Genomic DNA, 23,182 nt, shown 5'->3' with positions numbered 1-23,182 from the left:
TGCTGCGCGTTTGTTGCGCGCCGACTGTGCCATCGTCAACACCTCAGGGCCTCCCTGACTCCGCTAGCAGAGAATTCATGATGAAACCTACGCTTCTCAAGACCGCTGCCCTGGCTGTTGCCATTGCCGCGGGCAGTGTCCATGCAGCCACCGAGCAACAGATCGCTGAACTGGGCAAGAGCCTGACACCGATTGGTGCGGAGAAGGCCGGTAACGCGGCCGGCACCATTCCCGAGTGGAATGGCGGTTTGGCAACTGATGCCGGTGAGCTGAAGGACGGCTTCCTGACCAACCCCTACGCCGGTGATCAGCCGCAGTTCGTCATCACGGCTGACAACTACGAGCAATACGCCGAGCAACTGGCACCGGGTCAGATAGCCATGTTCAAGCGCTATCCGGAAACCTATCGCATGCCGGTTTACGAGACCCAGCGTAGCGTCGGCTTGTCGGATGAGATCTATCAGGCCGCCCGGCACAATGCTGCCAATTCGCAGCTGGTCAAGGATGGCAATGCGGTTACCGGCTACAAGCTGGCGCATGCTTTCCCGATTCCGTCCAATGGCCTGGAAGTCATCTGGAACCACATCACCCGCCTGCGCGGCCATTCCTTTGAGCGTGTTGTTACCCAGGCGACCCCTCAGGTCAACGGTTCTTTCGGTATCGTCCGTTTTGTTGAGCAATACGCACTACCCGAAGCGTTGAGCGATTACGACGCCGAGAGCATGGGCAACATCCTTTATTACTTCAAACAGCAGGTCACCGATCCGAGCCGTCTGGCCGGTAACGTATTGCTGGTGCACGAGACCGTCGATCAGGTCGAGACGCCGCGTATGGCGTGGATCTACAACGCCGGCCAGCGCCGTGTACGTCGTGCGCCGCAGGTGTCCTATGACGGTCCGGGTACCGCTGCCGACGGCATGCGCACCTCGGACAATCTGGATATGTTCAACGGCGCCCCCGATCGTTACGACTGGGAGCTGGTAGGCAAGCGTGAGCTGTTCATCCCATACAACAGCTTCAACCTGGGCTCGCCCGAGCACAAATACGACGACATCATCCAGGCCGGCCACATCAATCAGGACCTGACCCGCTACGAGCTGCATCGGGTATGGGAAGTGGTTGCGACCGTGAAGTCTGATCAACGCCACATCTATGCCAAGCGTCACGTTTTCATCGACGAGGACTCCTGGCAGGCTGCGCACATCGATCACTACGATTCCCGCGGTACCCTGTGGCGCGTAGCGGAAGCCCACGCTCTGCATCGCTACAAGGATCAGGTGCCTGGATACGCTCTCGAGTCGCTTTATGACCTGGTAGCCGGCCGCTATCTGGTAATGGGCATGAACAACGAAGAAAGCCGCGATTACGATTACAGCTATCGCGCCACCTCACGGGAATTCACCCCGACAGCGCTGCGCCAGTCCGGCGTACGCTGATCCGCTCTGACCTGGCGGCTGATTGAGGCTGCCAGGTTTTTTCCTTTGCGCCGGTTCCCGGTAGCGATACAAACCGCATGACCCGACGACCGTGCAACCGATACACTTGTTGCCATGGTTTCGACGATTCCCCTGCACCCCGGCAAGATCTACCGGCCTCCGTTACCAGCCGACCACTTGCCTCGCCCCGAGCTTATTGCGTTACTCAATCAGGCCGCTTCGCGTCGCCTGGTGATGATCTGTGCCCCAGCCGGCTTCGGCAAGAGCACGCTGGCGATTGAGTTATGTGAGAGCCTGGCAGCCTCGCGTCGCTCGGTCTGGATCTCCCTCGATCAACACGACGCTCTGGCAGGCCAGCTGCTTCGCAGTCTGATAGCCGGGCTACGCACCCTCCATCCTCAACTGGGCGAGCCTGAACTGGCCTTGTTGGAGGAAAGTCACAGTGAGCAACCGCTGGCACTGGAACAGCTGACTCTGTCGGTGCTGGACACCTTGAATCAGCTCCATCCCGCCGAGCAGTCTGTCCTGCTGGTGCTGGACGATTATCATCTCGCCCAGAACCCCCGGTGCGACCGGCTTTGCGCGTTGCTGTTAGAGCGTTTACCCGCGTCGTTTCAGCTGTTGCTGACCAGCCGGCAGCGGCCGGACTGGCACTTGGCACGTCTGCGTATCGCCGGCAAGTTGCTCGAAATCGGTGAGGCGCAGCTGCGTCTGAACGAAGATGCAGCCACAGCTTTCCTGAGCCGTGCGGGCCTGGTGACGAATGATTCGGAATGGTCCCGGCAGATGGTCGAGCGAAACGAGGGCTGGATCGCCGGCCTGCGCCTGGCGACGGTCGCCGCGGAACAGGCCACTGCTGCCGGATATGCCCGTAACCTGCCAGTGATGCCCGGGCCGCTGATTGGAGAATATCTGCTCGAGGAGGTTCTTCAATCGCTACCGCTGCGGGTAAGGCATTTTCTGTTGGCGATTGCCTGGTTGGACCGGTTCTCGGCGCCACTGTGTGACCGTGTCAGGGAGGCTAGCGATAGCCACGAGATCATCGAATACCTGTTACAGCACAAGGTCTTCCTGGTGCCACTGGATCAGACGGGCGACTGGCACCGGTTCCATCATCTTTTCTCGGAGTTTCTGCTCGACCAGGTCGTCAGGACTGACCTGCAGCAGCGGCAGCTGGTGCATGCACGCGCGTGCCAGTGGTTCAAGGAACAAGGCCGGATAAGTGAAGCCGTCGAGCACGCGTTAGCCGCTGAAATGCCGGAACAGGCAGCGGGTCTGGTCCACTCGCTGCCCCTCGATCGACTGCTGGCGGCGCAGCCGGTGGCCATGCTTCTGCGCTGGAAAGCCGAATTGCCAGCAGCATTGCAGGGCAGTTCGGCGCAGCTGGTTCTGGTCCATGCCTGGACACTGGCACTCGCATGTCAGCTGGAGGATGCACAGGACATGCTGAGCCGCTTGCAACGTTTCATGCCGCAGCCGAACGCCGTCAACCAGACGACGCTGATAGGGCAGGCACTTGTTTTGAAAAGCTACCTGGCACGCGCGTCAGGACAGATTTCCGAGGCTATCGAACTGGCCAACCAGGGGCTGACATGCCTCGCGGGTCTGGATGCGGGAAGTCGGCTTATGGCGATGCTAACCCTGGCGGAAAGCGAGTTAAGCCAGCACCGGATGGAACAGGCCCGAAGCTGGGCCAGAAGCGCCATTGAACTGGCTCAGCGAATGGGCGATCCGCTATTCGAGGCCCAGGTGGCGCTATTGCGCGCACGGCTGTTGCAGGCGCGCGGCAAGGTGGAGCGGGCCAGACAGGTAATAACAGCGCAGCGCACCGACCTCGCCAAACGCCCCTTGCGCCCGGATGAGTCGTCAATCCACGGCCGACTTTTGCTGTATGAAGCCTATCTGCTCAGCCTGCAGGGCGAGCGCGACGCCGCCGGTGAATTGCTGCGTGAGGGAATATCCGAGGCGCGGCGACACCGGGATATTTTTGTATTGGTGGGCTTTTGCCTGCAGGCGGTGCTGCAAGCGCAGGTCGACAGAGCAGTAACCGACGCCTTCGAAACGTTGGGCGAGGCTGAGCGGCTGATGCACCAGTGGGATGTCCCGCCGGTTTATTATCTGGGCTGGATTACCGCCATCAAGTGCGACTTGTGGATCAGTACGGGGCGTCAGGAGCTGGCAGAACAGTGGTTGCCGCGCTTGCACCAGACCTATTGCGCCGACGCGTCGGCTGCGCCACCGCCAGTATTTCACGCTCTGCCGGTTCTGGTAGGACTGGTACAGGCGCGCCTGTACTGGGTTCAGCAAAAGCCGGCGGCCTGTGAAGCGCAACTGCAAACTTTGCTGGTCGAAGCGCGTCGAGATGGCGAGTGTCTGCAGGAGCTGAACGTTCTGGTCTATCTGGCATGGCTGCAGTTCGAGAGCGGCAGTGCAGGGCAGGCCGAGCATACCTTGCGTCGGGCGCTGGCTCTGGCAAAAGATGACCAGCTGACAGGCTGTTTTTCCCCGTTGGTGCGTGGCGCGCCGTCCGGGCTTGTGGAGGCGTTGCGCCGAGCGCACGACTCAGCGCTGCGTGAGGCATTGTGCGCCCAGCTTCCCGTCACAGAGGCCGCCGCGGACGTGTCGGTTTCCGTTGCGATGAAAGAACCCCTCAGCGCCAGAGAGCTGGAAGTGCTGCGCTGCATCGCGCAGGGCTATTCCAACCAGCAAATCAGTGAAACTTTGTTTATTTCGCTGCATACGGTCAAAAGCCACGCCCGCCGCATTAACAGTAAGCTGGGCGTGGCGCGACGTACCCAGGCAGTGGCACAGGCGAAAACGATCGGGCTGTTGGCCTGAAATCCCCGAACCGCTGAGATCTGCGCGCGTGGTTAAAAGGCATTTCATGTATGCTTTTTATTCCATTTGATTGTGCGGAGCTGCGAGCCATGCCAAGCCTGAATCGCCAGATCATTATCGCTGCCTGTCTGGGTGTACTCATTGGCTGGTTGCTGAGCGGCGTGCCTGATGACGCAGGTATAAGGGAAGGCGTGTTATACGCCAGCACGCTGGCCGGCAGCGTGTTTATCGGTCTGCTGAAAATGATTCTGGTGCCGTTGATCTTCACCTCGATCGTGGTCGGGGTCGCCAGTCTCAGGGCGCATCATCAGGTGCATCGAGTCTGGGTCACTACACTGGTGTATTTCGTCTCGACCCTGGCATTGGCAATGCTCGTGGCATTGGTCGCGGCGAATATCTTCAAGCCGGGTGCGGGGCTATCGTTATCGCTATTCGCCGAGGCGATGGAGAACTTCGAAGCACGGCAGTTGACCATCTCAGAATTCTTCCTGCACTTCTTCACCAACCTGTTTCAGAATCCGTTCACCGCGTTCTCCAACGGTAGCATTCTCGCTGTGGTGGTGTTCGCGCTGTTTCTGGGCATCGCCCTGGTATCGGGTGGGGAGCGCTACGCGAACATCCTGCAGGTAATGGAAGAGTTTCTGGATCTGATGCTGCGCATCGTCGGCTGGATTATGCGGCTGGCGCCAATCGGAATCATGGCGTTGCTGATTCGCCTAGTGGCGGAGCAGGATGTTTCGCTACTGGTTACCATGCTCGGCTTTATCGTGCTGGTATTCGCCACAACCCTTTTTCACGGTGCGGTGGTTTTGCCGGCGATTCTCTACGCAGTGGCACGCAGGTCACCACTGTGGCTCTGGCGCGGGGCGCGTGAAGCGCTCATTACCGCCTTCGCCACCAGTTCAAGCGCCGCAGCGTTACCTATTTCCATGCGTTGCGCGGAGCATAATCTGGATGTACGGCAGAGCGTTGCCGGCTTCGTGTTGCCGCTCGGCGCAACCATGAATATGGACGGTACCGCCCTCTATGAGGCGGCGGCTGCGCTTTTTGTAGCCAACCTGGTCGGCATAGAGCTGAGCTTTGCGCAACAGATGGTAGTGTTCTTCACCGCCATGATCGCATCGACCGGAGCGCCGGGTATTCCCAGCGCAGGTATGGTGACCATGGTGATGGTGTTGCAGGCGGTGGGACTGCCAGCCGAAGCAATCGCCATCCTGCTGCCGATTGATCGCTTGCTGGATACCGTGCGCACGGCTGTGAACGTCGAGGGCGATATTGTAGGCAGTGTAGTCGTGCAGACTGTGACGGATCGGGCTGAGGCGCGGGTAACGGGTTGAGCTTTGAAAGCGAAACCCTGAATCCCCCCTAACCCCCCTTTTTCAAAGTGGGGGACTGGTATTGCAAACCGGCTAGATAGTCGTCAACTGATAGCGATTTATGTCGATGATAATGCCAGCCGCTGCTCGGACTGATCCCTGGAGAACAAAGTAGCCGCTACTCGGACCAGTCCCCCACTTTGAAAAAGGGGGGTTAGGGGGGATTCGCTTTTATGGTGATGATTTCAACCGCGAAGCTCAAGCCTCTGCTCAAGCTCAACAAATATCACATTCAAGACATCCTCCAGTTCAACCAGCACCTGGCGATTATCAAAGCGAATAACCTTCAAGCCCAACGCCTCAAGCTGCGCAGTACGGTGCCGATCCCTCACTACTTCGGCAGGCTCGAAATGCTGATCACCATCCAGCTCGACAACCAGCTTCGCCGCCGCGCAATAGAAATCGACGATATACCCAGTCAGCGGTTTCTGCCGGTAGAACTGTACGCCCAGCACCTGCTTACGACGCAGCCTTGTCCAGAGCAATTGCTCGGCATCGGTCATGCTACGGCGCAGCGCTCGCGCTCGTGATTTGAGTTCTTTCTTGTATGGCAGCATTGGTTCGTCCCTGACGTCGACAGAGAAACCCTAGCGTTATCGCCTGCCCCCAATCCAGCCACAGATACCAAAGCTGTGAAATGCGTGTTGAATCCCATAGCCGTTGCGGCCATCCTTGCTGGCTTGTGTAATTGTCATAGGACCCGCTCATGCAAGCCCCCAGCACCGCCCTGATTCGCGAAACCTTTCCCGTCGGCCCGTTGCAGTGCAACTGCACCATCATCGGCGACCCGGTAACCGGTAAAGCGATTGTGGTTGATCCCGGCGGCAATCATCAGACGATCCTTGATCGCCTGGAGGCGTTGGGGCTGAAGGTGGTCAGCATCATTCATACCCACGCGCACCTGGACCATTTTCTCGCATCGGGCGAGATGAAGAAGGCCACCGGCGCGACCTTGCATCTGCACAAGGAAGACCAGTTCCTCTGGGATAACCTCGAGATGCAATGCAACATGTTCGGCATACCTTATACGCCCGTCCCGGCGCCGGACCAGTGGCTCCAGGATGACGAGGAGCTCGCCTGTGGCTGCGGGGTGGCGATGCATACGCCGGGGCATACGCCTGGTTCGATGAGCTTCTGGTTTCCCGGGGATAAACTGCTGATTGCCGGCGACACGCTGTTCCGTGGCGGGATTGGCCGTACCGATTTGTGGGGTGGCGATTCGAAAGCCATCGAGCAATCCATACGCAGCCGCTTGTATACTCTCGATGAGGAAGCCGTCGTGGTAACCGGTCATGGCCCGGATACGCGGATCGGCGATGAAATGCGGGCTAATCCATTCGTTCGCGCATAATGACGCAGCGGTTTTACTCGTTCTTTACGTTATGCATACACTGCAGCAGTTTTAGCGATGTATTCTCCTGCATAACTCGTGTCACTACGTTCAAGGAAACATTATGAAGATTAAAGGTTTGATGGTTGCCGGTCTGTGTTCAGTGGTACTGGCGGGCTGTACCTCCAACCCTTATACGGGTGAGCGCCAGGCGGGCAAATCCTCGATCTATGGTCTCGGCGGCGCGGCTGCTGGCGCTGTTATCGGGGCTGCGACATCCAGCAAGAAGGATCGCGGCAAGGGCGCGCTGATCGGGGCAACGGTCGGCGGCGCAGCGGGCGCGGGCTATGGTTATTACGTAGACCAGCAGGAAGCTCGCTTGCGTCAGGAGCTGCAGGGTTCGGGCGTTCAAGTGATCCGTGAGGGCAACAACCTGCAGTTGGTCATGCCGGGTAACATCACTTTCGCCAGCAGCTCTTCGGATATTTCCAGCAGCTTCTACCCGACGCTGAATGCACTGGTACGGGTGTTCAAGGAATTTGACCGCAACGGTATCGATATCGTTGGCCATACCGACAGCACCGGCTCGATGGATCTGAACATGCGTCTGTCACGTGAGCGCGCCACCAGCGTTGCGTCCTACCTGACAGGCCAGGGCATTGCCGGTCCGCGCATCAGCAGCAGCGGCGTTGGCCCGAGCCAGCCGATCGCGAGCAACGACAGCCAGTCAGGTCGTGCTCAGAACCGCCGCGTTGAAATCAACCTACGTCCGCTTTAATCCGCTAGGCCGGGTTGACCTTAATGGTCGATCCGGCACGCTTGATCCCTTCTGAGCGCTAGCGTTCTGCGCCGGGGTATTCCCGGTGCAGCTTATCGAGTAGCGCATCCTTGTCCTGCCACAATCCGTTGATCCATCCCTGGAAATGTTCCCGGAACTGCTGGTCGTTCTGATAATCCTGACCGAGAAACTCCGCAGGGATCGGCCGTAGCTCGCAGCGCATGACGACCTTGCGAATCCGACCACTGAGCAGATCCCAGAAAGTCGGGCTGCCGTCAGGGTAGTGAATGGTGATGTCCACCAGCGACCGCAATTGCTGGCCCATCGCATCCAGCACGAATGCCACGCCGCCGGATTTCGGGCGAAGCAGGTGACGGTAGGGCGAGTTCTGCTGGGCATGCTTGGCAGGGGTCAGGCGCGTGCCTTCGAGGAAGTTGAACACGGCCACCGGCGTCGTCTTGAATTTTTCACAGGCGCGGCGCGTGGTGGCGACGTCCTGGCCGGCTTTTTCCGGATACTTGTCCAGATAGGCTTTGGTGTAGCGCTTCATGAACGGAAAATCCAGCGCCCACCAGCAGATGCCTATGACCGGTACCCAGATCAGCTCCTGTTTGAGGAAGAACTTGAGCATGGGCATGCGCCGGTTCAGGTTGTGTTGCAGCACGAGAATGTCGACCCAGCTCTGGTGGTTGCTGGTCACCAGATACCAGCCGTCGTAATCCAGCTGATCGAGGCCGCTGTTATCCCATTCGATACTGCCAGTCAGGCGCATCCAGCCGCTATTGCACAGAATCCAGAATTCGGCGATGCGGATCAGGATGCGCGTGCACAGCGTTTGCAGGGGCTTGTAGGGCAACAATTTGATCAGGGCCAGGGGGAACAACACGCTGAAGCACAGCAGGGTGTTGATGATCAGCAGGAGGGTGGCAATGATGCCGCGTAGAGGCGCGGGCAAAAATTTCAGCATTCTGGTTGCTCAATAAATGACCCGGCGTCGGGCGCCGGGTTTTGGTCCGTTTTCATTTATTGCAGCCGTATTAAAACAGCTGCAGATCCTGGGTTACGTATTGTTCTCGGCCTGGATAGCGGTAAGGGCGATGGTGAAGACGATGTCGTCCACCAGAGCCCCGCGGGACAGATCGTTGACCGGCTTGCGCAGGCCCTGCAGCATCGGGCCAACGCTGATGACGTTGGCGCTGCGCTGTACAGCCTTATACGTAGTGTTACCAGTATTCAGATCCGGGAAGATGAATACAGTGGCCTTGCCGGCCACCGGGCTATCCGGGGCTTTTTGCAGGCCGACGCTGGCGATGGCCGCGGCATCATATTGCAGAGGGCCATCGATCAGCAAACCGGGCTCCCGCTCACGGGCGATCGCTGTGGCCTCGCGAACCTTCTCCACATCAAGCCCGGTTCCGGATTCACCGGTCGAGTAGCTGATCATCGCAACGCGTGCCGGGATGCCGAAGGCTTCAGCCGACCGGGCGCTCTGGATAGCAATTTCCGCCAGCTCGGTTGCATTAGGATCGGGATTCACCGCGCAGTCGCCATAGACCAGCACTTGCTCGGGCAACAGCATGAAGAATACCGAGGACACCAGGTTGTAACCGGGGGCCGTCTTGATCAGCTGGAACGCGGGGCGAATCGTGTTGGCGGTGGTATGGATGGCACCCGATACCAGACCATCGACTTCGTCCAATGCGAGCATCATAGTGCCCAGCACCACATTATCTTCAAGTTGCTGCAGTGCCATGGGTGCGTTCAGCCCACGTCCCTGGCGTAGCTCGACCATGGGCTCGACATACCGCTCGCGGATGACATCCGGGTCGAGGATCTGCAGCCCCTCAGGCAGCGTGATGTGCTGGGCGCGGGCAACCGCCTCAACGGCCTCGGGTTTGGCCAGCAGAATGCACTGCGCGATTCCGCGGCGTTGACAGATGGCAGCAGCCTGGACGGTGCGGGGTTCGTCGCCCTCCGGCAGCACGATGCGCTTGCCTGCCTGCTGCGCCCGGCGCACCAGCTCATAACGAAATGCCGGCGGCGACATGCGTATTTCGCGCGGCGTTCCGCAGCGTTGCTGCAACCAGGCCTGATCGATATGCGAGGCGGCAAAATCGGTGACCATCTCGGCGCGCTCCAGGTCATCGACGGGTATTTCACGGTTCATGCGATCCAGCAGGGACGCGGTGGCAAAGCTGCCGGTCGGAACCGTGATGATCGGCAGACCATTATCCAGCGCTGGCTGACACAGTTGCATGACGCGCGGATCAGGGGTGATATCGCCCGTGAGCAGCAGTCCGGCCAGCGGTGTGCCGGACAGGGACGCCAGGCTGCTGGCAATGATGATGTCATCACGGTCGCCGGGAACCACCAGCAAGGTGCCTGGCCGGAACAGATCGATAGTGTTGGGCACGGTCCGGGCGCAGAGGATGATGTTCATGACCCGGCGGGTCTGCATGTCGCCAGGGTGCAGGGTGCCGGCACGGAGCAACGCAGCCACATCAGCGGTGCGTGGCGCATTGAGCTCATCCTTCCACGGGATACAGCCGATCAGGCGAAAGTCGCCGGTATCCAGCGCGCTGGACTGCTTTTTCAGTGCCTGCGAGAAATCCTTTAGCGTGCGCTTCAGTTCGGTCCGGTCGGCGGGAATATCATCCCCCGCGTCCAGGCCCTGCACCTTGTTGACGATGACGCCGATAACCTTCGGGTCCTGGGGGCCGCCGAAGGTGTGGGCATGTAACTCGATGCGGTTTGCCAGATTGGCCATGTTGTCGTCGTCGGGCGCGGAGACGAGGATCACGTCCGCATCCAGGCTTTTTGCCAGATGATTATTGATGCGCGCGGCATAACTGGCCTGGCGGGTTGGGACCATGCCTTCCACTACCACGACGTCTGCATCGATTGCCGCCTGCTGGTAGCGGCTGATGATATCTTCCAGGACGCCGTTCAGGTCACCGCCAGCCAGACGATGTTCTACGTCCTGCAGTTCAAGTGAGGCCGGCGGCTTCAGGCCCAGCGTACGGGAAATGAGCTCACTCGAACGTTCCGGGCCTTCGTCGCCCGGGTGCGGCTGGGCGATCGGCTTGAGAAAGTGCACACGCAAACCTGTGCGTTCAAGGGCGCGGATCAGACCAAGGCTTATGGAGGTGAGGCCTACGCCGAAGCCTGTAGGCGCTATAAAGAAAGTATGCATGGTGTTCCTGTTTCAATGGGTGGGTGCGGAATCCAGCAGGGAAAGGCTTTCCTCTCCGATCTGACGTTCTTCGTCAGTGGGTATCACCAGAATAGCCGGTGAGTTCGGCGTCTGAATGGTGCCGGCCTGGCCGCGCGCTAGGCTGTCGTTGCGCTGCGTATCGATCCGCAGGCCGAAAATGCCAAGGTGGCTGACAGTAAGCTCACGCACCAGAGCCGAGTTTTCGCCGATGCCCCCGGTAAATACCAAACCGTCCAGACGCGGCAGCGCGACGGCCAGCCCGGCCAGCGAGCGGGCCAGTCGATAGCAGAACACGTCAATCGCCAGTTCAGCGCCGGCATGCCCGTCGGCGCGCGCATCCACCAGCTGGCGCATGTCGTTGGACAGCCCGGAGAGACCGAGCAGGCCGCTTTCTCTGTTCAGCAGTTTTTCGATCCGGGGAAAATCCCAACCCAGGGTGCGCATCAGATGGAAATGCAGGTTAGGGTCGACATCGCCACTGCGAGTGCCCATTACCAGCCCCTCCAGTGGCGTCAGTCCCATGCTGGTATCCAGACTATTGCCATCCAGTACGGCGCAGGATGAGCAGCCGTTGCCGAGGTGCGCGGTCAGCCAGGCGCCTTCGCCGGGCTGACGTCCGGTTAACAGGCTCGCCTGATTGGTCACATAATGATGACTGGTCCCATGAAAGCCGTAGCGCCGCACACTGTGCCGGGTATAAAGCTCTTCCGGGAGGGCGTAACGGTAGGCGTGCGGCGGCATGCTCTGGTGAAACGCCGTGTCGAAAACGACAATATGTGGTGTCTCGGTGAACACCTTCATTGCCGCTTCGATACCCATGAGATTAGCCGGGTTATGCAGCGGGGCGAGCGGAGCACTGTCGCGGATGGCGCTGATCACCTTCTCGTCAACAACCTGCGCGCTGGTGAAATGTTCACCTCCATGAACGACGCGGTGGCCCACCGCGCTCAACGGTTGGTCGGCATACTCGTCGATCAGCGGCAAGAGGCTGGCCATTGCTGTGCTGTGTTCTCCATCGGCCAGGTTGATCTTCTGTTTATTGTCGCCGGCCTGCCAATTCAAGGTGGCGTTATCCGAATAGAGCCTTTCAGCCAGACCACTTAACAGGGGTTTATCGATACCCTCGCGGCGCAGGGCAAACTTGATGGAGGAGCTACCGCAATTGATCACCAGAACCAGCCGACTAGACATGTACATTCCGTTTCGCTGAGAAGTGTACGACCGATATTAGCGGGTTTTGGCCGGGCGTTGGGCATCTGCGGCCACTCGTCCCATGTGTCGGTCAAATCGTGCGTTTCGAGCTCAAGATGCGTAGACTAGCGGGCTTATTGAAAACGACAGGGGCCGAATTATGCAGATTGCTGCCAAAAAAGCTGTATCGATTGACTACACTTTGACCAACGACGCAGGTGAAGTTCTCGATTCATCCGCTGGCGGTACTCCGCTGGTTTACCTGCACGGCGCGGGTAACATTATCCCTGGTCTTGAGCAGGCGCTCGAAGGCAAGCAGGAAGGCGACCAGGTTAACGTTACCGTTGAGCCGGAAAATGCATACGGTGAGTTCAGCCCGGAGCTGGTTGCAGTCCTCGGCCGTAACATGTTCGAAGGTGTGGATGAGCTGGAAGTCGGTATGCAGTTCCATGCGTCCGGTCCTGACGGCGGGATGCAGATCGTCACTATCACCGGTGTCGAAGGCGATGAAGTCACTGTAGACGGTAACCACCCTCTGGCAGGCCAGCGCCTGACCTTCGACGTCAAGGTTGTCGGCATTCGCGACGCCAGCGATGAAGAAATGGAACATGGCCACGTGCACGGCGAAGGTGGCGTGGAGCACTAAGCTCAAGCTGCCATTGTCCTCCAGGACCGCACATTGAAGCCTCCGTATAACGGGGGCTTTTTTGTGGATGGCCGTTTGTGCTTGTGAGGTTTCGCGATAGCACGCTATCAATTCGAGTGATTAAGCAGCGCAGTGCTATCAGAGGGAAATGACCGGTCGTATAGTGGCGCCCATGAACAGTATTCAGGATAAACGCGCACGGATTCTCGAAGCTGGCACCACCGTCATGCTGCGCAAGGGCTATAGCGGCACGGGTGTGCAGGAAATTACCCAGGGCGCCGGCGTGCCCAAGGGCTCTTTCTATCACTACTTCGAAAGCAAGGAAGATTTTGCGGTCCAGGCTCTGCATTTCTACTATTTGCCGCGGCTGGAGCGCTTTGCCCGTGCGCTGGAGGAAAGCGCCGTCTCCCCGCGGGAGCGTATTCTGCGCTTCTATCGCGATCTGGTAGGGCACTTTGCCAACCAGAGCGAGCCCTCCAGCCAATGTTTTATCGGCAGCCTGTGCCATGAGATGGCTGACCAGAGCCAGCCTATCGGGTGTGCCGCCAGTGCTGTGTTCAAGCGATCCAGCGAGCTGCTGGCAGGCTGTCTGGAAAAAGCGCGAGACGCCGGCGAGCTGGCTGCCGATCAGGATCCGGCTGCTCTGGCAGGATTCATCGGGGCGGCCTGGGAGGGCGCACTGCTGCGCATGAAGCTGGATCGCCAGGTAGCGCCGCTGCGCGCCTTTATCGATCAGCTGGAAAGACTGCTGCGCCCCTGATAGCTATTAAATAGACACGAGACGACCGGTCATACGCGTCGCGTATTTCCACACTTCGATAATCGCCAGGAGTAACCAATGGCTGCTGATATTCAACCTTTGTTTCAACCGTTCACCATGGGGCCCTTGACGCTGAAAAACCGTATCGTCATGCCTCCGATGACTCGCAATTTTTCACCGGGCGGTATGCCGACTGACGCGGTTGCCGATTACTACCGACGTCGTGCCGAAGCTGGCGTGGGGCTGATCATCACTGAGGGCACCACGGTTAATCATCCGGCAGCGTCTGGCGCTGGCGATATCCCTTGGTTTCACGGCGAGGCGCTGGCCGGCTGGAAGAAGGTGGTCGAGGCTGTGCATGCTGCCGGCGGCAAGATCGCTCCGCAGCTATGGCATCTGGGTAACGCGCGCCGGTTGGGCAGTGAGCCTAATCCGACCGTGCCAGCCTATGGCCCGATGGAAAAGATAAGCAAAGGCGTCAAAGTCGTTCACGGCATGACCAAGGAAGACATCCAGGATGTAGTGAGCGCTTTTGCCCAGGCTGCTCGCGATGCCAAGGAGCTCGGGTTCGATGCCATCGAGCTGCATGGCGCCCACGGGTATCTGATTGATCAATTCTTCTGGGAAGGTAGCAACCAGCGCACTGACGAGTACGGCGGAAGCATGGAAAACCGTGGTCGTTTCGCGGTGGAGATTGTCAGCGCAGTGCGTGAAGCGGTAGGGCCGGATTACCCGATTATCTTCCGTTTCTCGCAGTGGAAACAGCAAGACTACACAGCGCGGCTGGCGCCTACCCCTGAGTTGCTGGAGGCCTTCCTCACGCCGCTGGTTGAGGCGGGCGTGGATATCTTCCATTGTTCGCAGCGTCGTTTCTGGGAGCCCGAGTTCGAAGGCTCCGATCTGAACCTCGCAGGCTGGACCCGGAAAATAACCGGCAAGCCATGCATCACCGTCGGCAGCATCGGGCTGGACGGCGAGTTCATTCAGTTCATGGTGGACACGGACAAGGTGGTGCAAACCGCCAATATCGACGGCTTGCTTGAGCGTCTGGGTAATGACGAGTTCGATCTGGTTGCGGTGGGCAGGGCGCTGATCGTCGATCCCCAATGGGCTGCCAAGGTGCAGGAAGGACGGTTCGACGAGATTCTTCCGTTTAGCCGTGAAGCGCTGAACAGGCTGGTCTGATCCGGAGAAGCCGGTGCCCGCACGAAGCGGGGCACCGGCATTCATATCACGGCAGCCCGTTCATGGGCCGTTCGCGTACCCATAGCAGCGTCGATCCCGCCACAGCCGTTGGCATCACCAGCAGGTTGATCAGCGGAATCAGCATGCCGAAGTACACTGGCAAACCAAAGCCAAGCGACAGCGCTCTGCGGCCCTTCATCCAGCGCAGCATATCGATGAAGCTGACTTTGTCGTTGTCCGCCTGATAATCCACGTATTGCACCGCCATCATCCACACGCCGAACGTCAGCAACAAAGGCGACGCGATGAGATTCACCACCGGAACCAGCGTCAGCAATAGCAAAGCTATCAGGCGTGGCAGGTAGTAACCGATCTTGCGCAGTTCGCGCCCGATGCTACGCGGGACCGTCATCAGAATATCGGCGTAGCTTGTGGGCGGACTGACCAGGCCGCGTTCCTGCTCGGCGACCTTCTCCGCGAGAAATCCGTAAAAGGGCGAGGCGATCAGGTTGGCGACCAGACTGAAACTGAAAAACAGAACCAGTAGAACCACCAAAGCAAAGAGCGGCCAGAGTAGCCACTCGACGAAGCTGAGCCACTCCGGCAGCGTGGGTACGAGCCGGTCCATCCAGATATTGAACTGCCTGATGCCCCAGCTGATCACAGCGATGAAGAGCGCCAGATTCAGCAATAGGGGAATCACGATAAAACGTCGCAACCCCGGCTGACGTATGGTTCGCCAGCCTTCCTTGAAGTATTCGGGGCCCCGTAGCGGCGCCGGTGTGTTGGCCATGGGTGGCTTTCCTTGAACAAGTGAGCGGTTACGTCAATGTACGAACCAGCTTATAGGCGTAAACTATCCGCTTCATTGAGGCTATGAAATATCCCACATGCCTGTCGGTAAACTAGGATGTGTCGATCCGTTTTCCGCCGAGGCGCACAAGGAGTTTGCATCATGAGTGTTTTGGTCAATCGTCCCGCTCCGGATTTTATCGCACCGGCTGTACTGGCTGATGGCGCGATCGTTGAGGACTTCGATTCTGCCTCATTGCGCGGCAAATATGCGGTGGTGTTCTTCTGGCCGCTGGATTTTACCTTCGTATGTCCTTCGGAGATCATCGCGCACAACAACCGCATCGACAAATTCCGCGCACTAGATGTCGAGGTGATTGGCGTGTCGGTTGATTCGCAGTACACCCATTACGCCTGGCGCAATACGCCAGTCGAGAAGGGCGGTATCGGGCCTGTAGAGTTCACCATGGTCGCGGACGTAAAGCACGAGATCACCCGTGCCTATGGTATCGAGCACGACGACGGCGTTGCGCTGCGCGCTTCATTCCTGATTGACCGTAACGGCATCGTGCAGCACCAGGTGGTGAACAATCTGGCGCTCGGCCGCGAAGTGGATGAAATGATCCGGGTCATCGAGGCGCTGCAGTTCACCGAAGAGCATGGTGAGGTGTGCCCGGCCGGCTGGCGTAAAGGCCAAAAGGGCATGAAGGCCGACGCAGAAGGTGTTGCGTCTTATCTTGCAGAGAACGCCAGCCAGCTTTGAGTTTTGCGGGCGGTCAGCTGGGCTTACTCCTTCGCCAGGCTACCGCTCCTTTTAAATTTCGCACACCGCAGCTGCGGTGCTTAGGAGGCATTGATGTCTGAAGTTCGTCACTCCCGACTGATTATTCTGGGCTCCGGTCCGGCCGGTTACAGTGCGGCGGTCTACGCTGCACGGGCCAATCTCAAACCCTTGCTGATCACTGGTATGCAAATGGGTGGTCAGCTGACTACCACCACCGAGGTCGATAACTGGCCGGGTGATGTGGAGGGTCTGCAGGGGCCGGATCTGATGGAGCGGATGCGCAAGCACGCAGAGCGGTTCGAGACCGAAATCCAGTTCGACCATATCAATAAGGTCGATCTGTCGAATCGTCCGTTTACCCTATGGGGTGATAGCGGTGCTTACACCTGCGACGCGCTGATCATTGCGACAGGCGCCTCTGCTCGCTATTTGGGGCTGCCATCTGAAGAGGCCTTCATGGGCAAGGGTGTTTCGGCCTGCGCCACCTGTGATGGCTTTTTCTATCGCAACCAGAATGTGGCGGTTATCGGCGGTGGTAACACCGCGGTGGAAGAGGCGCTGTACCTGGCCAACATCGCGAAGAAGGTCACCGTTGTGCATCGTCGCGAGATCTTCCGGGCCGAAAAGATTCTGGTCGATAAGCTGCTGGCCCGCGTAGCCGAAGGCAAGATCGAGCTGCGCCTGAACGCAACCCTGGATGAAGTGCTGGGCGATCAAAGCGGCGTAACCGGCATGCGCATTGCGCATAACGAAGGCGGCACTGAGGACATCGCCCTGAGCGGTGTTTTCATCGCCATCGGTCACACACCGAATACCGGCCTGTTCGAAGGTCAGCTGGACATGAAAGACGGCTACCTGAAGATCAAGAGCGGCACGGAAGGCAACGCCACCGCAACCAACATTCCGGGCGTGTTCGCCGCGGGCGACGTAGCCGATCACGTATACCGTCAGGCGATCACCTCAGCCGGTGCCGGGTGTATGGCTGCGCTGGACGCTGAGAAGTTTCTCGACGAGCAATAAGAGGCAGAAGCAGGACGCTTTATCTCTGGCTTCTACCCCTGTGCGGCGGATCATGCTGAATCCATCAATGATCTGCCGCGTCCCTTCAGCATGGCGTCTTTAACAAGGGCTGCCGGACGCAGAAAGGCTGTTCATGCGTGCCTGGCGGCGGCGGAAGTCGCTGGGGCTGTAGCCCGTCCAGCGGCGAAAGGCCCGGGTGAAACTACTTGGATCCTGAAAGCCCAGCTCGTAGGCAATACGCGTTAGCGAACTGGCTGAATCGGCAAGCAGTCTCAGCGCAGCATCCCGGCGTACCTCGTCGAGCAAGCGTTCATAGCTGGTGCCATGCTGACCCAGCAAGCGGCGCAAATGGCGGGTGCTGATACCCATCGGCTCTGCGATGTATTCTTCTCCTAATACCCCCCGGCTCATGCCCTGATGAATCGCATGCCGGACTTTCTCCACTATGTCATTGATCGGCCCACGGGCCAGCACGCCGTGCAACACGCCGGTCATACCGTGCAGCAGGCCTGGGCTGGATTCGGGAATGCTCAGATCGAGCCACTGACGGGGAATTTTCACCCACCAGGTATCGGCAGCAACACATTCCACCGACCAGGGAAGTTCGGGAGGAGCGCCGTTCAGCCCTGAAACGCCGATCAGGATCTCTGGCGATTCGATACCTCCGCGCCGCGCGCAGCGTAACAACAATCGCCCCATGACGTTGACCAGAGCGGCCATGTGCTGAGGATGCGGGCGCCCCCGGGGGTGCAACATGAGTCGGGCATCGTCGCCGGTAACCCGCAGTTCCAACGCAGCCTGCGTGCTCACAAGAGGGAAGAAGCGCACGAGATTGTTTACCGCTGCACTCATGTTCAGACTCGCGGAAACGGTCAGGCCGATCATCTGCAGTGACAATGGCAGGTCCCCTTCAGCGCAATGCGAGCTGAGACCCAGCCAGTCGTCCCCACTGAGCGACTGGGCTTCCTGCCACAGCAGGTTGCTGGTCGTCTGATCCATGATTTCCCGCCCGTCCAGCCGGCGAATCAGCCGCTCGGCCAGTGGTGAATCCTGGAACCTCAGCCCCCGGGCAGACAGACTTTGAGTGATTACCCGGCTCCAACCAGACCACTCCCGGGGCGTCTCCGACATTTCAGTCAGTTTGAAATTTCGCATGGTGTTCATTTCCTGACGGCGCCGTACAACGCTTCCCGGCTGTTTTTAATCAGAGTACTCTGTGTTACAGAGTTTTGAAACAGCGATACAGACCCTGCGTGTGGTCGGTGTCCGGACATGCCCTTAATTAGTGTCCCAATGAGCCGGGATCATGAATCGACTCCTATGCACACTAGCCTGCACCTGCCGGGTGCAGGACTCGCTAGTCATCAATGGAGCAGATACATGAGAACAAAAATACCGGCGTGGGCGGCACGCAGCTTGCCGATCGCCATTGCCCTGGCTGCAACCAGTGGCCATATTCAGGCCGTTAGCTGGCAATTCGGGGAACTGGACGCACAGATTGATTCCCAGATGTCCCTGGGTGCCAGCTGGTCCATGAGTAATCCGGACAGACGTTTCATCCATACCGACACGATGGTCGATGGTCGCCCCATGAATGGCCAGGCCACTGCTGGCACATCCGATGACGGTCGCCTGAACTTCAAGCGCAACGATGTGTTCTCGCAGATCTTCAAGGGCACCCATGATCTGGAATTGCGCTATGGCAACTCGGGTGGCTTCTTCCGCGGTATGTACTGGTATGACTTCGAGACCAAGGATGGCAGCCAGCACTTCTATGATATCGATGACTCGGGACGGCATCCCCTGCAGAAGGGCTCGGGTGTAACCCTGCTCGATGCCTTCGTTTATCACAATTATGCACTTGGCAATCTGCCGGGCAATATCCGCCTGGGGCGTCAGGTGGTCAGTTGGGGGGAAGGCTTGTTCGTGGGCAACTCGGTCAACGCCATCAACCCGCTGGACGTGGCCGCCTTCCGCCGACCGGGCTCGGAGGTCAAGGAAGCTCTGATCCCGGTGGAAATGCTCTACCTGTCGCAATCATTGAATGACAGCCTGACGGTGGAAGCTTTCTATCAACTTAAGTGGGCACCGACGATAACGGATAACTGCGGCACCTTCTTTGGTTCCGACCCCATCGCCAGGGGATGTCATGATCGGCTGATCGTCGCGGGCATGGACCGTCCCCAGGGCGAGGTATTACCCATCCCCGGTAACGTCTACATCGCCCGCGCGCGCAAGGACGATGAGGCCAGGGATGAAGGCCAGTTCGGCGTAGCGCTACGCTGGTTTGCTCCCGAACTGAATGACACCGAGTTCGGCCTGTATGCCATGAACTATCACATGCGCACGCCCAGCTTCTCGGGTGTGGCGGGCAACTTCCTGGCGACGTCCGATCCGGCTGAACTGGTGCCGGGTCTGGATGGTACTGTCGGGGCAGGCGGGTACTTTCTGGAGTACCCAGAGGACGTACGTCTATATGGCGTGAGTTTTCAGACCAATATCGCCGGCATGCCGGTATCCGGTGAATTCAGCTACCGACCCAACCTGCCGATGCAGATCGCTGGGAGCGACGTCAGCCGCACCATTCTGCAACTGGGCGTAGACAATACCCATCGTGGTTTGGTTGGTCTGCCCACCGGCAGCTACATCCGTGGTTATGAGCGCAAGGAGTTTTTCCAGGCCCAATTGTCTGCCGTCAAAACCATTGACCGGATACTGGGCGCCAGCCGTCTGGCGCTTGCTGGCGAAGTGGCCTACAACCATATCGGCGGTTTGGGCAGTAGTAATGGCGAGACCAAGTTCGGACGCGATTCGCTGTTCGGCCAGAGCCCCTTCGCTGATGGCACCTGTTCGTCTTTGGGCAGTTCGCCCAAAGCGGCCAGCTGGTGCGAAAACGACGGTTACATGACGAGCAATTCCTGGGGTTATCGGCTACGCGCCGGGCTTGAATACAGCAACGTGATTGCTGGCATCAACCTCAGTCCGAACCTGGCCTTCGCGCATGACGTCGAGGGCTATAGCCCCAATTTCACCGAGAACGCCAAATCAGTAAGCGTTGGCCTGAACGCTGATTACGCGAACAAGTACAACGCCAGCCTCAGCTACACCAATTTCTTTGATGGGAAGTACAACACGCTGGTTGACCGCGACTTCGCGTCCCTCAGCTTCAGTGTCAGTTTCTAATCCGGCGTAGGAGATACAAATGCATATGCAAAGAATAATAATCGGCGCCTGCGGCGTGACATTGAGCCTGGTAGCAAGCGCTGTGAGCGCACAGAACCTGTCCCAATCAGAGATCGATCAGCTGGGTGCGAGCCTGACGCCCATTGGTGCCGAGAAAGCGGGTAACGCAGCGGGCACCATACCCGAATGGACTGGCGGCCTGCCGACCAATGCAGGGCAGAGCCTTGAGGATCATTTCCTGGGAAATCCGTTCAAGGATGAGGCTCCTGAGTTTGTTATAACCGCTCAGAATTACCAGGAATATCGGGACAATCTGACACCAGGTCAGGTTGCCCTGTTCGAGCGTTATCCGGATACCTTCCGGATGCCGGTATATCAGACCCGTCGAACCGTGGGCTTTCCGCAAGGGGTCTATGACCAAGTCAAACGTACCGCCGGGCAGGCCAGACTGGTGAATGGCGGTGACGGCGTAGAGAACGTGGAACCGGGCGCATCATTCATCTTCCCGATACCCAAATCGGGCGCGGAGGTTGTGTGGAATCACATGACCCGTCATCGGCTCAACGTGCACCGCTGGTATATGCAGGCGATGCCGCAAACAAACGGCTCCTACACGCTGATCAAGATGGAAGAGGAGGTCGGTTATCCGAATCTGATGCCAGACGTGGATACGGCAAACATGCCGAACAACCTGCTGTTCTTCAAACAACGCGTGAACGCGCCTGCCCGGCTCGCCGGCAACGTGCTGCTGGTACATGACACGCTGGACCAGTTGAAGGAGCCGCGCATGGCCTGGGTGTATAACTCGGGGCAACGCCGGGTGCGACGGGCACCGCAGGTTGCCTACGATGGCCCGGGCACCGCCTCCGACGGGATGCGTACCTCCGACAACTTCTCCATGTATAACGGTGCGCCGGATCGTTACAAGTGGAAGCTCATCGGCAAGAAGGAGATTTTTCTTCCGTATAACGCCGGCAAGCTATCCGAACCGGGCTTGAAATATGCTGATGTGTTGAAAGCAGGTCACGTGAATCCGGAACACACGCGGTTCGAGTTGCACCGGGTGTGGGAAGTGCAGGGCGATGTGAAGCAGGGGCAGCGCCATATCTATTCCCGCCGTAATTTCTTTGTCGATGAAGACTCATGGCAGATCGGCCTGGCTGACCATTACGACGGTCGCGGCACTCTGTGGCGAGTCGGGGAGGGGCATATCGGCTTCAACTACAAACACCAGATCCCGGGATACGCATTGGAGACGTTATATGACCTGTTGGCGGGGCGCTACATCGCGCTGGGCATGTACACCGAGGAGGTGTCAGCACCGCAATATGGCGGTACGCCCCCAAGCTATAACCAGTTCACTCCGGCTGCGTTGAGGGCTGCGGGGGTGCGTTGAGGCAAGAGCAGGAAAATGTGGCTCCGAGGGTTGGGGTGTCTGCAAGGGCACCCCTTTTTTGTTGTAGCTCTGATCAATAGGCTACAGCTGCACGGGTACACTATCGGGACCGGCGTCATGACGCCAACGACAATTTATTGTTCGACAGGGCACGATATCTGGTGATCTGCAATCGGTTGATATGCAGCTTCTTTGAGGAACAAGCTGGCTACCGGCGCAATGCCGCGGAGGATTGAAGCCGGGTCGATGTTCAACAATACGGGTGCTTCGCCGGCCAGGGTAAGGGTCCATTCCTGTCCCTGCCAGACCCAGATTGTGCCCTCTGACTTCAACGGGTCGGGCAAACGAACATCGAAAACCGAAAGAGCGGGGCGGTCAGTGTGGCCGGCCAGCTTGAAAAGCGCTTCGTACAGTGTCCAAGCCTGATAAAAGGCGAGCTGCAGACTGCCAGCTTCATGAATGGTCTTTCGTACATGGGGCTCGGGAAGGCTTTCGATCAGGCCTTCAAGGCGGAGGGCGTGCCGGGGAGTGAAGCATTCGAGATCGATTCCCCATGGGCCGTCGGACAACCCGGCGATCACCATTCCCCGCTTATGCGTGATGCCTGCGAACCAGCCAGAGGGAAGACAGGGATGAGTCGGTGGGCCGCTACCGCGTGGGCTCCAGTCGGCTTCAGGGCAGATGTAGCCTTGAGCCGCCGCCAACTGGCTGAGCAGTCGGCGCGCCTCGCGGGAGCATGCCGCTCCACCGCTGGCAGCAGGCAACTCGGAGACTGCGAGTAATACCTGCTGCCTGGCCATACTATTTGGCGAGGGTAACCACGTCACCGCGCAGTGCGACGCCCGCCATGATAGCGCCGGCGTGGCATTCATACTCGGTACGCGATTTCATGGGCTGCTGTTTGTAAAAGCTTTCAATATTGACCACCGCATTCCCGCCTTCGGCTTTTACGCGATCCTGCAGGGCGATAAGCGCGGACAGCATGACCCATTGGCAGGCTTGCTGATCGGATTTGCCGAAGGCATTGGTCTTCTTGTTGGTCACGAAGTTACCGTGACGTTTGAGCACTTTGCCGTGCGGGGCGTCGGCAAAGACGAACTTGACCGAAGGGTCGAGCTTGGCCTTGGCATCGGCACTCGCCATCAGATCCTGGACAGACAGCATGTGGGTGGTGTCCCGGGCTTCGGCAACGCCAGCAAACATGAGACCGGAGAGCACGAATGCCAGTGGCATGATTCCTTTACGCATGGTTT

At 58.7% G+C, this 23,182-nt stretch carries 20 protein-coding genes; 12 read left to right on the top strand and 8 right to left on the bottom strand.

Annotated elements, in window-relative coordinates; genetic code table 11:
- Nucleotides 1-80 precede the first annotated feature (80 nt).
- The 3 genes from HG264_RS09990 to HG264_RS09980 all read left to right on the top strand — a co-directional run bounded on the left by HG264_RS09990 (nt 81) and on the right by HG264_RS09980 (nt 5,611).
- The gene (locus HG264_RS09990) at nt 81-1,436 is read left to right on the top strand and encodes a DUF1329 domain-containing protein (RefSeq protein WP_169409090.1); all 1,356 of its coding nucleotides are present in this window, start codon (nt 81-83) and stop codon (nt 1,434-1,436) included.
- 114 nt (nt 1,437-1,550) lie between these two features.
- Nucleotides 1,551-4,274, top strand: coding sequence for a LuxR C-terminal-related transcriptional regulator (locus HG264_RS09985; RefSeq protein ID WP_169407514.1), 2,724 nt, complete (start codon nt 1,551-1,553; stop codon nt 4,272-4,274).
- A gap of 89 nt (nt 4,275-4,363) precedes the next feature.
- A complete protein-coding gene (locus HG264_RS09980) occupies nt 4,364-5,611 on the top strand; it encodes a dicarboxylate/amino acid:cation symporter (protein ID WP_169407513.1) in 1,248 nt (415 codons plus the stop codon).
- Nucleotides 5,612-5,835: 224 nt separating this feature from the next.
- Here the strand turns inward: HG264_RS09980 and HG264_RS09975 are convergent, their stop codons facing one another.
- On the bottom strand, nt 5,836-6,207 hold the full coding sequence (locus HG264_RS09975; protein WP_169407512.1) for an endonuclease domain-containing protein: 372 nt from the start codon (nt 6,205-6,207) through the stop codon (nt 5,836-5,838).
- Between the two features lie 149 nt (nt 6,208-6,356).
- Between HG264_RS09975 and HG264_RS09970 the strand changes: the two genes are divergently transcribed.
- Nucleotides 6,357-7,001 carry an MBL fold metallo-hydrolase gene (locus HG264_RS09970; protein WP_169407511.1) on the top strand — a complete coding sequence of 215 codons (645 nt, stop codon included), beginning with the start codon at nt 6,357-6,359 and terminating at the stop codon, nt 6,999-7,001.
- Nucleotides 7,002-7,104: 103 nt separating this feature from the next.
- Nucleotides 7,105-7,758 (top strand): OmpA family protein, encoded by a 654-nt coding sequence (locus HG264_RS09965; protein WP_169407510.1) that lies wholly within the window; start codon nt 7,105-7,107, stop codon nt 7,756-7,758.
- A gap of 58 nt (nt 7,759-7,816) precedes the next feature.
- On the opposite strand, the gene HG264_RS09960 is transcribed toward HG264_RS09965, so the two are convergent.
- From HG264_RS09960 to HG264_RS09950, 3 genes are all read right to left on the bottom strand, one after another.
- Entirely contained in the window at nt 7,817-8,725 is a 909-nt protein-coding gene (locus HG264_RS09960) for an acyltransferase (protein WP_169407509.1), read from the bottom strand.
- Nucleotides 8,726-8,818: 93 nt separating this feature from the next.
- A complete protein-coding gene (gene pta, locus HG264_RS09955) occupies nt 8,819-10,951 on the bottom strand; it encodes a phosphate acetyltransferase (RefSeq protein WP_169407508.1) in 2,133 nt (710 codons plus the stop codon).
- Between the two features lie 12 nt (nt 10,952-10,963).
- Nucleotides 10,964-12,163, bottom strand: a complete 1,200-nt coding sequence (locus HG264_RS09950) for an acetate kinase (protein ID WP_169407507.1) — start codon at nt 12,161-12,163, stop codon at nt 10,964-10,966.
- Nucleotides 12,164-12,323: 160 nt separating this feature from the next.
- Here HG264_RS09950 and HG264_RS09945 point away from each other — a divergent pair, with 160 nt between their 5' ends.
- The 3 genes from HG264_RS09945 to HG264_RS09935 all read left to right on the top strand — a co-directional run bounded on the left by HG264_RS09945 (nt 12,324) and on the right by HG264_RS09935 (nt 14,754).
- A complete protein-coding gene (locus HG264_RS09945; protein ID WP_169407506.1) occupies nt 12,324-12,809 on the top strand; it encodes a peptidylprolyl isomerase in 486 nt (161 codons plus the stop codon).
- Nucleotides 12,810-12,981: 172 nt separating this feature from the next.
- On the top strand, nt 12,982-13,569 hold the full coding sequence (locus HG264_RS09940) for a TetR/AcrR family transcriptional regulator (RefSeq protein ID WP_169407505.1): 588 nt from the start codon (nt 12,982-12,984) through the stop codon (nt 13,567-13,569).
- 78 nt (nt 13,570-13,647) lie between these two features.
- Entirely contained in the window at nt 13,648-14,754 is a 1,107-nt protein-coding gene (locus HG264_RS09935) for an NADH:flavin oxidoreductase (RefSeq protein WP_169407504.1), read from the top strand.
- Between the two features lie 46 nt (nt 14,755-14,800).
- On the opposite strand, the gene cysZ is transcribed toward HG264_RS09935, so the two are convergent.
- Entirely contained in the window at nt 14,801-15,547 is a 747-nt protein-coding gene (gene cysZ / locus HG264_RS09930; protein ID WP_169407503.1) for a sulfate transporter CysZ, read from the bottom strand.
- 162 nt (nt 15,548-15,709) lie between these two features.
- Here cysZ and HG264_RS09925 point away from each other — a divergent pair, with 162 nt between their 5' ends.
- The gene (locus tag HG264_RS09925; protein ID WP_169407502.1) at nt 15,710-16,309 is read left to right on the top strand and encodes a peroxiredoxin; all 600 of its coding nucleotides are present in this window, start codon (nt 15,710-15,712) and stop codon (nt 16,307-16,309) included.
- A 93-nt stretch (nt 16,310-16,402) separates the two neighbouring features.
- The gene (gene trxB / locus HG264_RS09920) at nt 16,403-17,350 is read left to right on the top strand and encodes a thioredoxin-disulfide reductase (RefSeq protein ID WP_169407501.1); all 948 of its coding nucleotides are present in this window, start codon (nt 16,403-16,405) and stop codon (nt 17,348-17,350) included.
- Between the two features lie 99 nt (nt 17,351-17,449).
- Here trxB and HG264_RS09915 read toward each other — a convergent pair whose 3' ends face one another.
- Entirely contained in the window at nt 17,450-18,505 is a 1,056-nt protein-coding gene (locus HG264_RS09915; protein ID WP_169407500.1) for an AraC family transcriptional regulator, read from the bottom strand.
- A 225-nt stretch (nt 18,506-18,730) separates the two neighbouring features.
- On the opposite strand from HG264_RS09915, the gene HG264_RS09910 reads away from it, so the two are divergent.
- Together HG264_RS09910 and HG264_RS09905 are read left to right on the top strand one after the other, a co-directional pair.
- Complete coding sequence (locus tag HG264_RS09910; protein WP_169407499.1) at nt 18,731-20,533, top strand: DUF1302 domain-containing protein; 1,803 nt, start codon at nt 18,731-18,733, stop codon at nt 20,531-20,533.
- Nucleotides 20,534-20,552: 19 nt separating this feature from the next.
- Complete coding sequence (locus HG264_RS09905) at nt 20,553-21,929, top strand: DUF1329 domain-containing protein (protein WP_372240160.1); 1,377 nt, start codon at nt 20,553-20,555, stop codon at nt 21,927-21,929.
- A 134-nt stretch (nt 21,930-22,063) separates the two neighbouring features.
- Here the strand turns inward: HG264_RS09905 and HG264_RS09900 are convergent, their stop codons facing one another.
- On the bottom strand, nt 22,064-22,729 hold the full coding sequence (locus tag HG264_RS09900; protein ID WP_169407497.1) for a 4'-phosphopantetheinyl transferase superfamily protein: 666 nt from the start codon (nt 22,727-22,729) through the stop codon (nt 22,064-22,066).
- Between the two features lies 1 nt (nt 22,730).
- Entirely contained in the window at nt 22,731-23,177 is a 447-nt protein-coding gene (locus tag HG264_RS09895) for an excinuclease (protein WP_218572971.1), read from the bottom strand.
- Between the last annotated feature and the right edge of the window lie 5 nt (nt 23,178-23,182).

This window comes from Pseudomonas sp. gcc21, from assembly GCF_012844345.1.
Taxonomy (GTDB): Bacteria; Pseudomonadota; Gammaproteobacteria; order Pseudomonadales; family Pseudomonadaceae; genus Halopseudomonas.
Note: the sequence above shows the minus strand (reverse complement) of the source record. Positions and strands in the feature narration are given on the sequence as shown.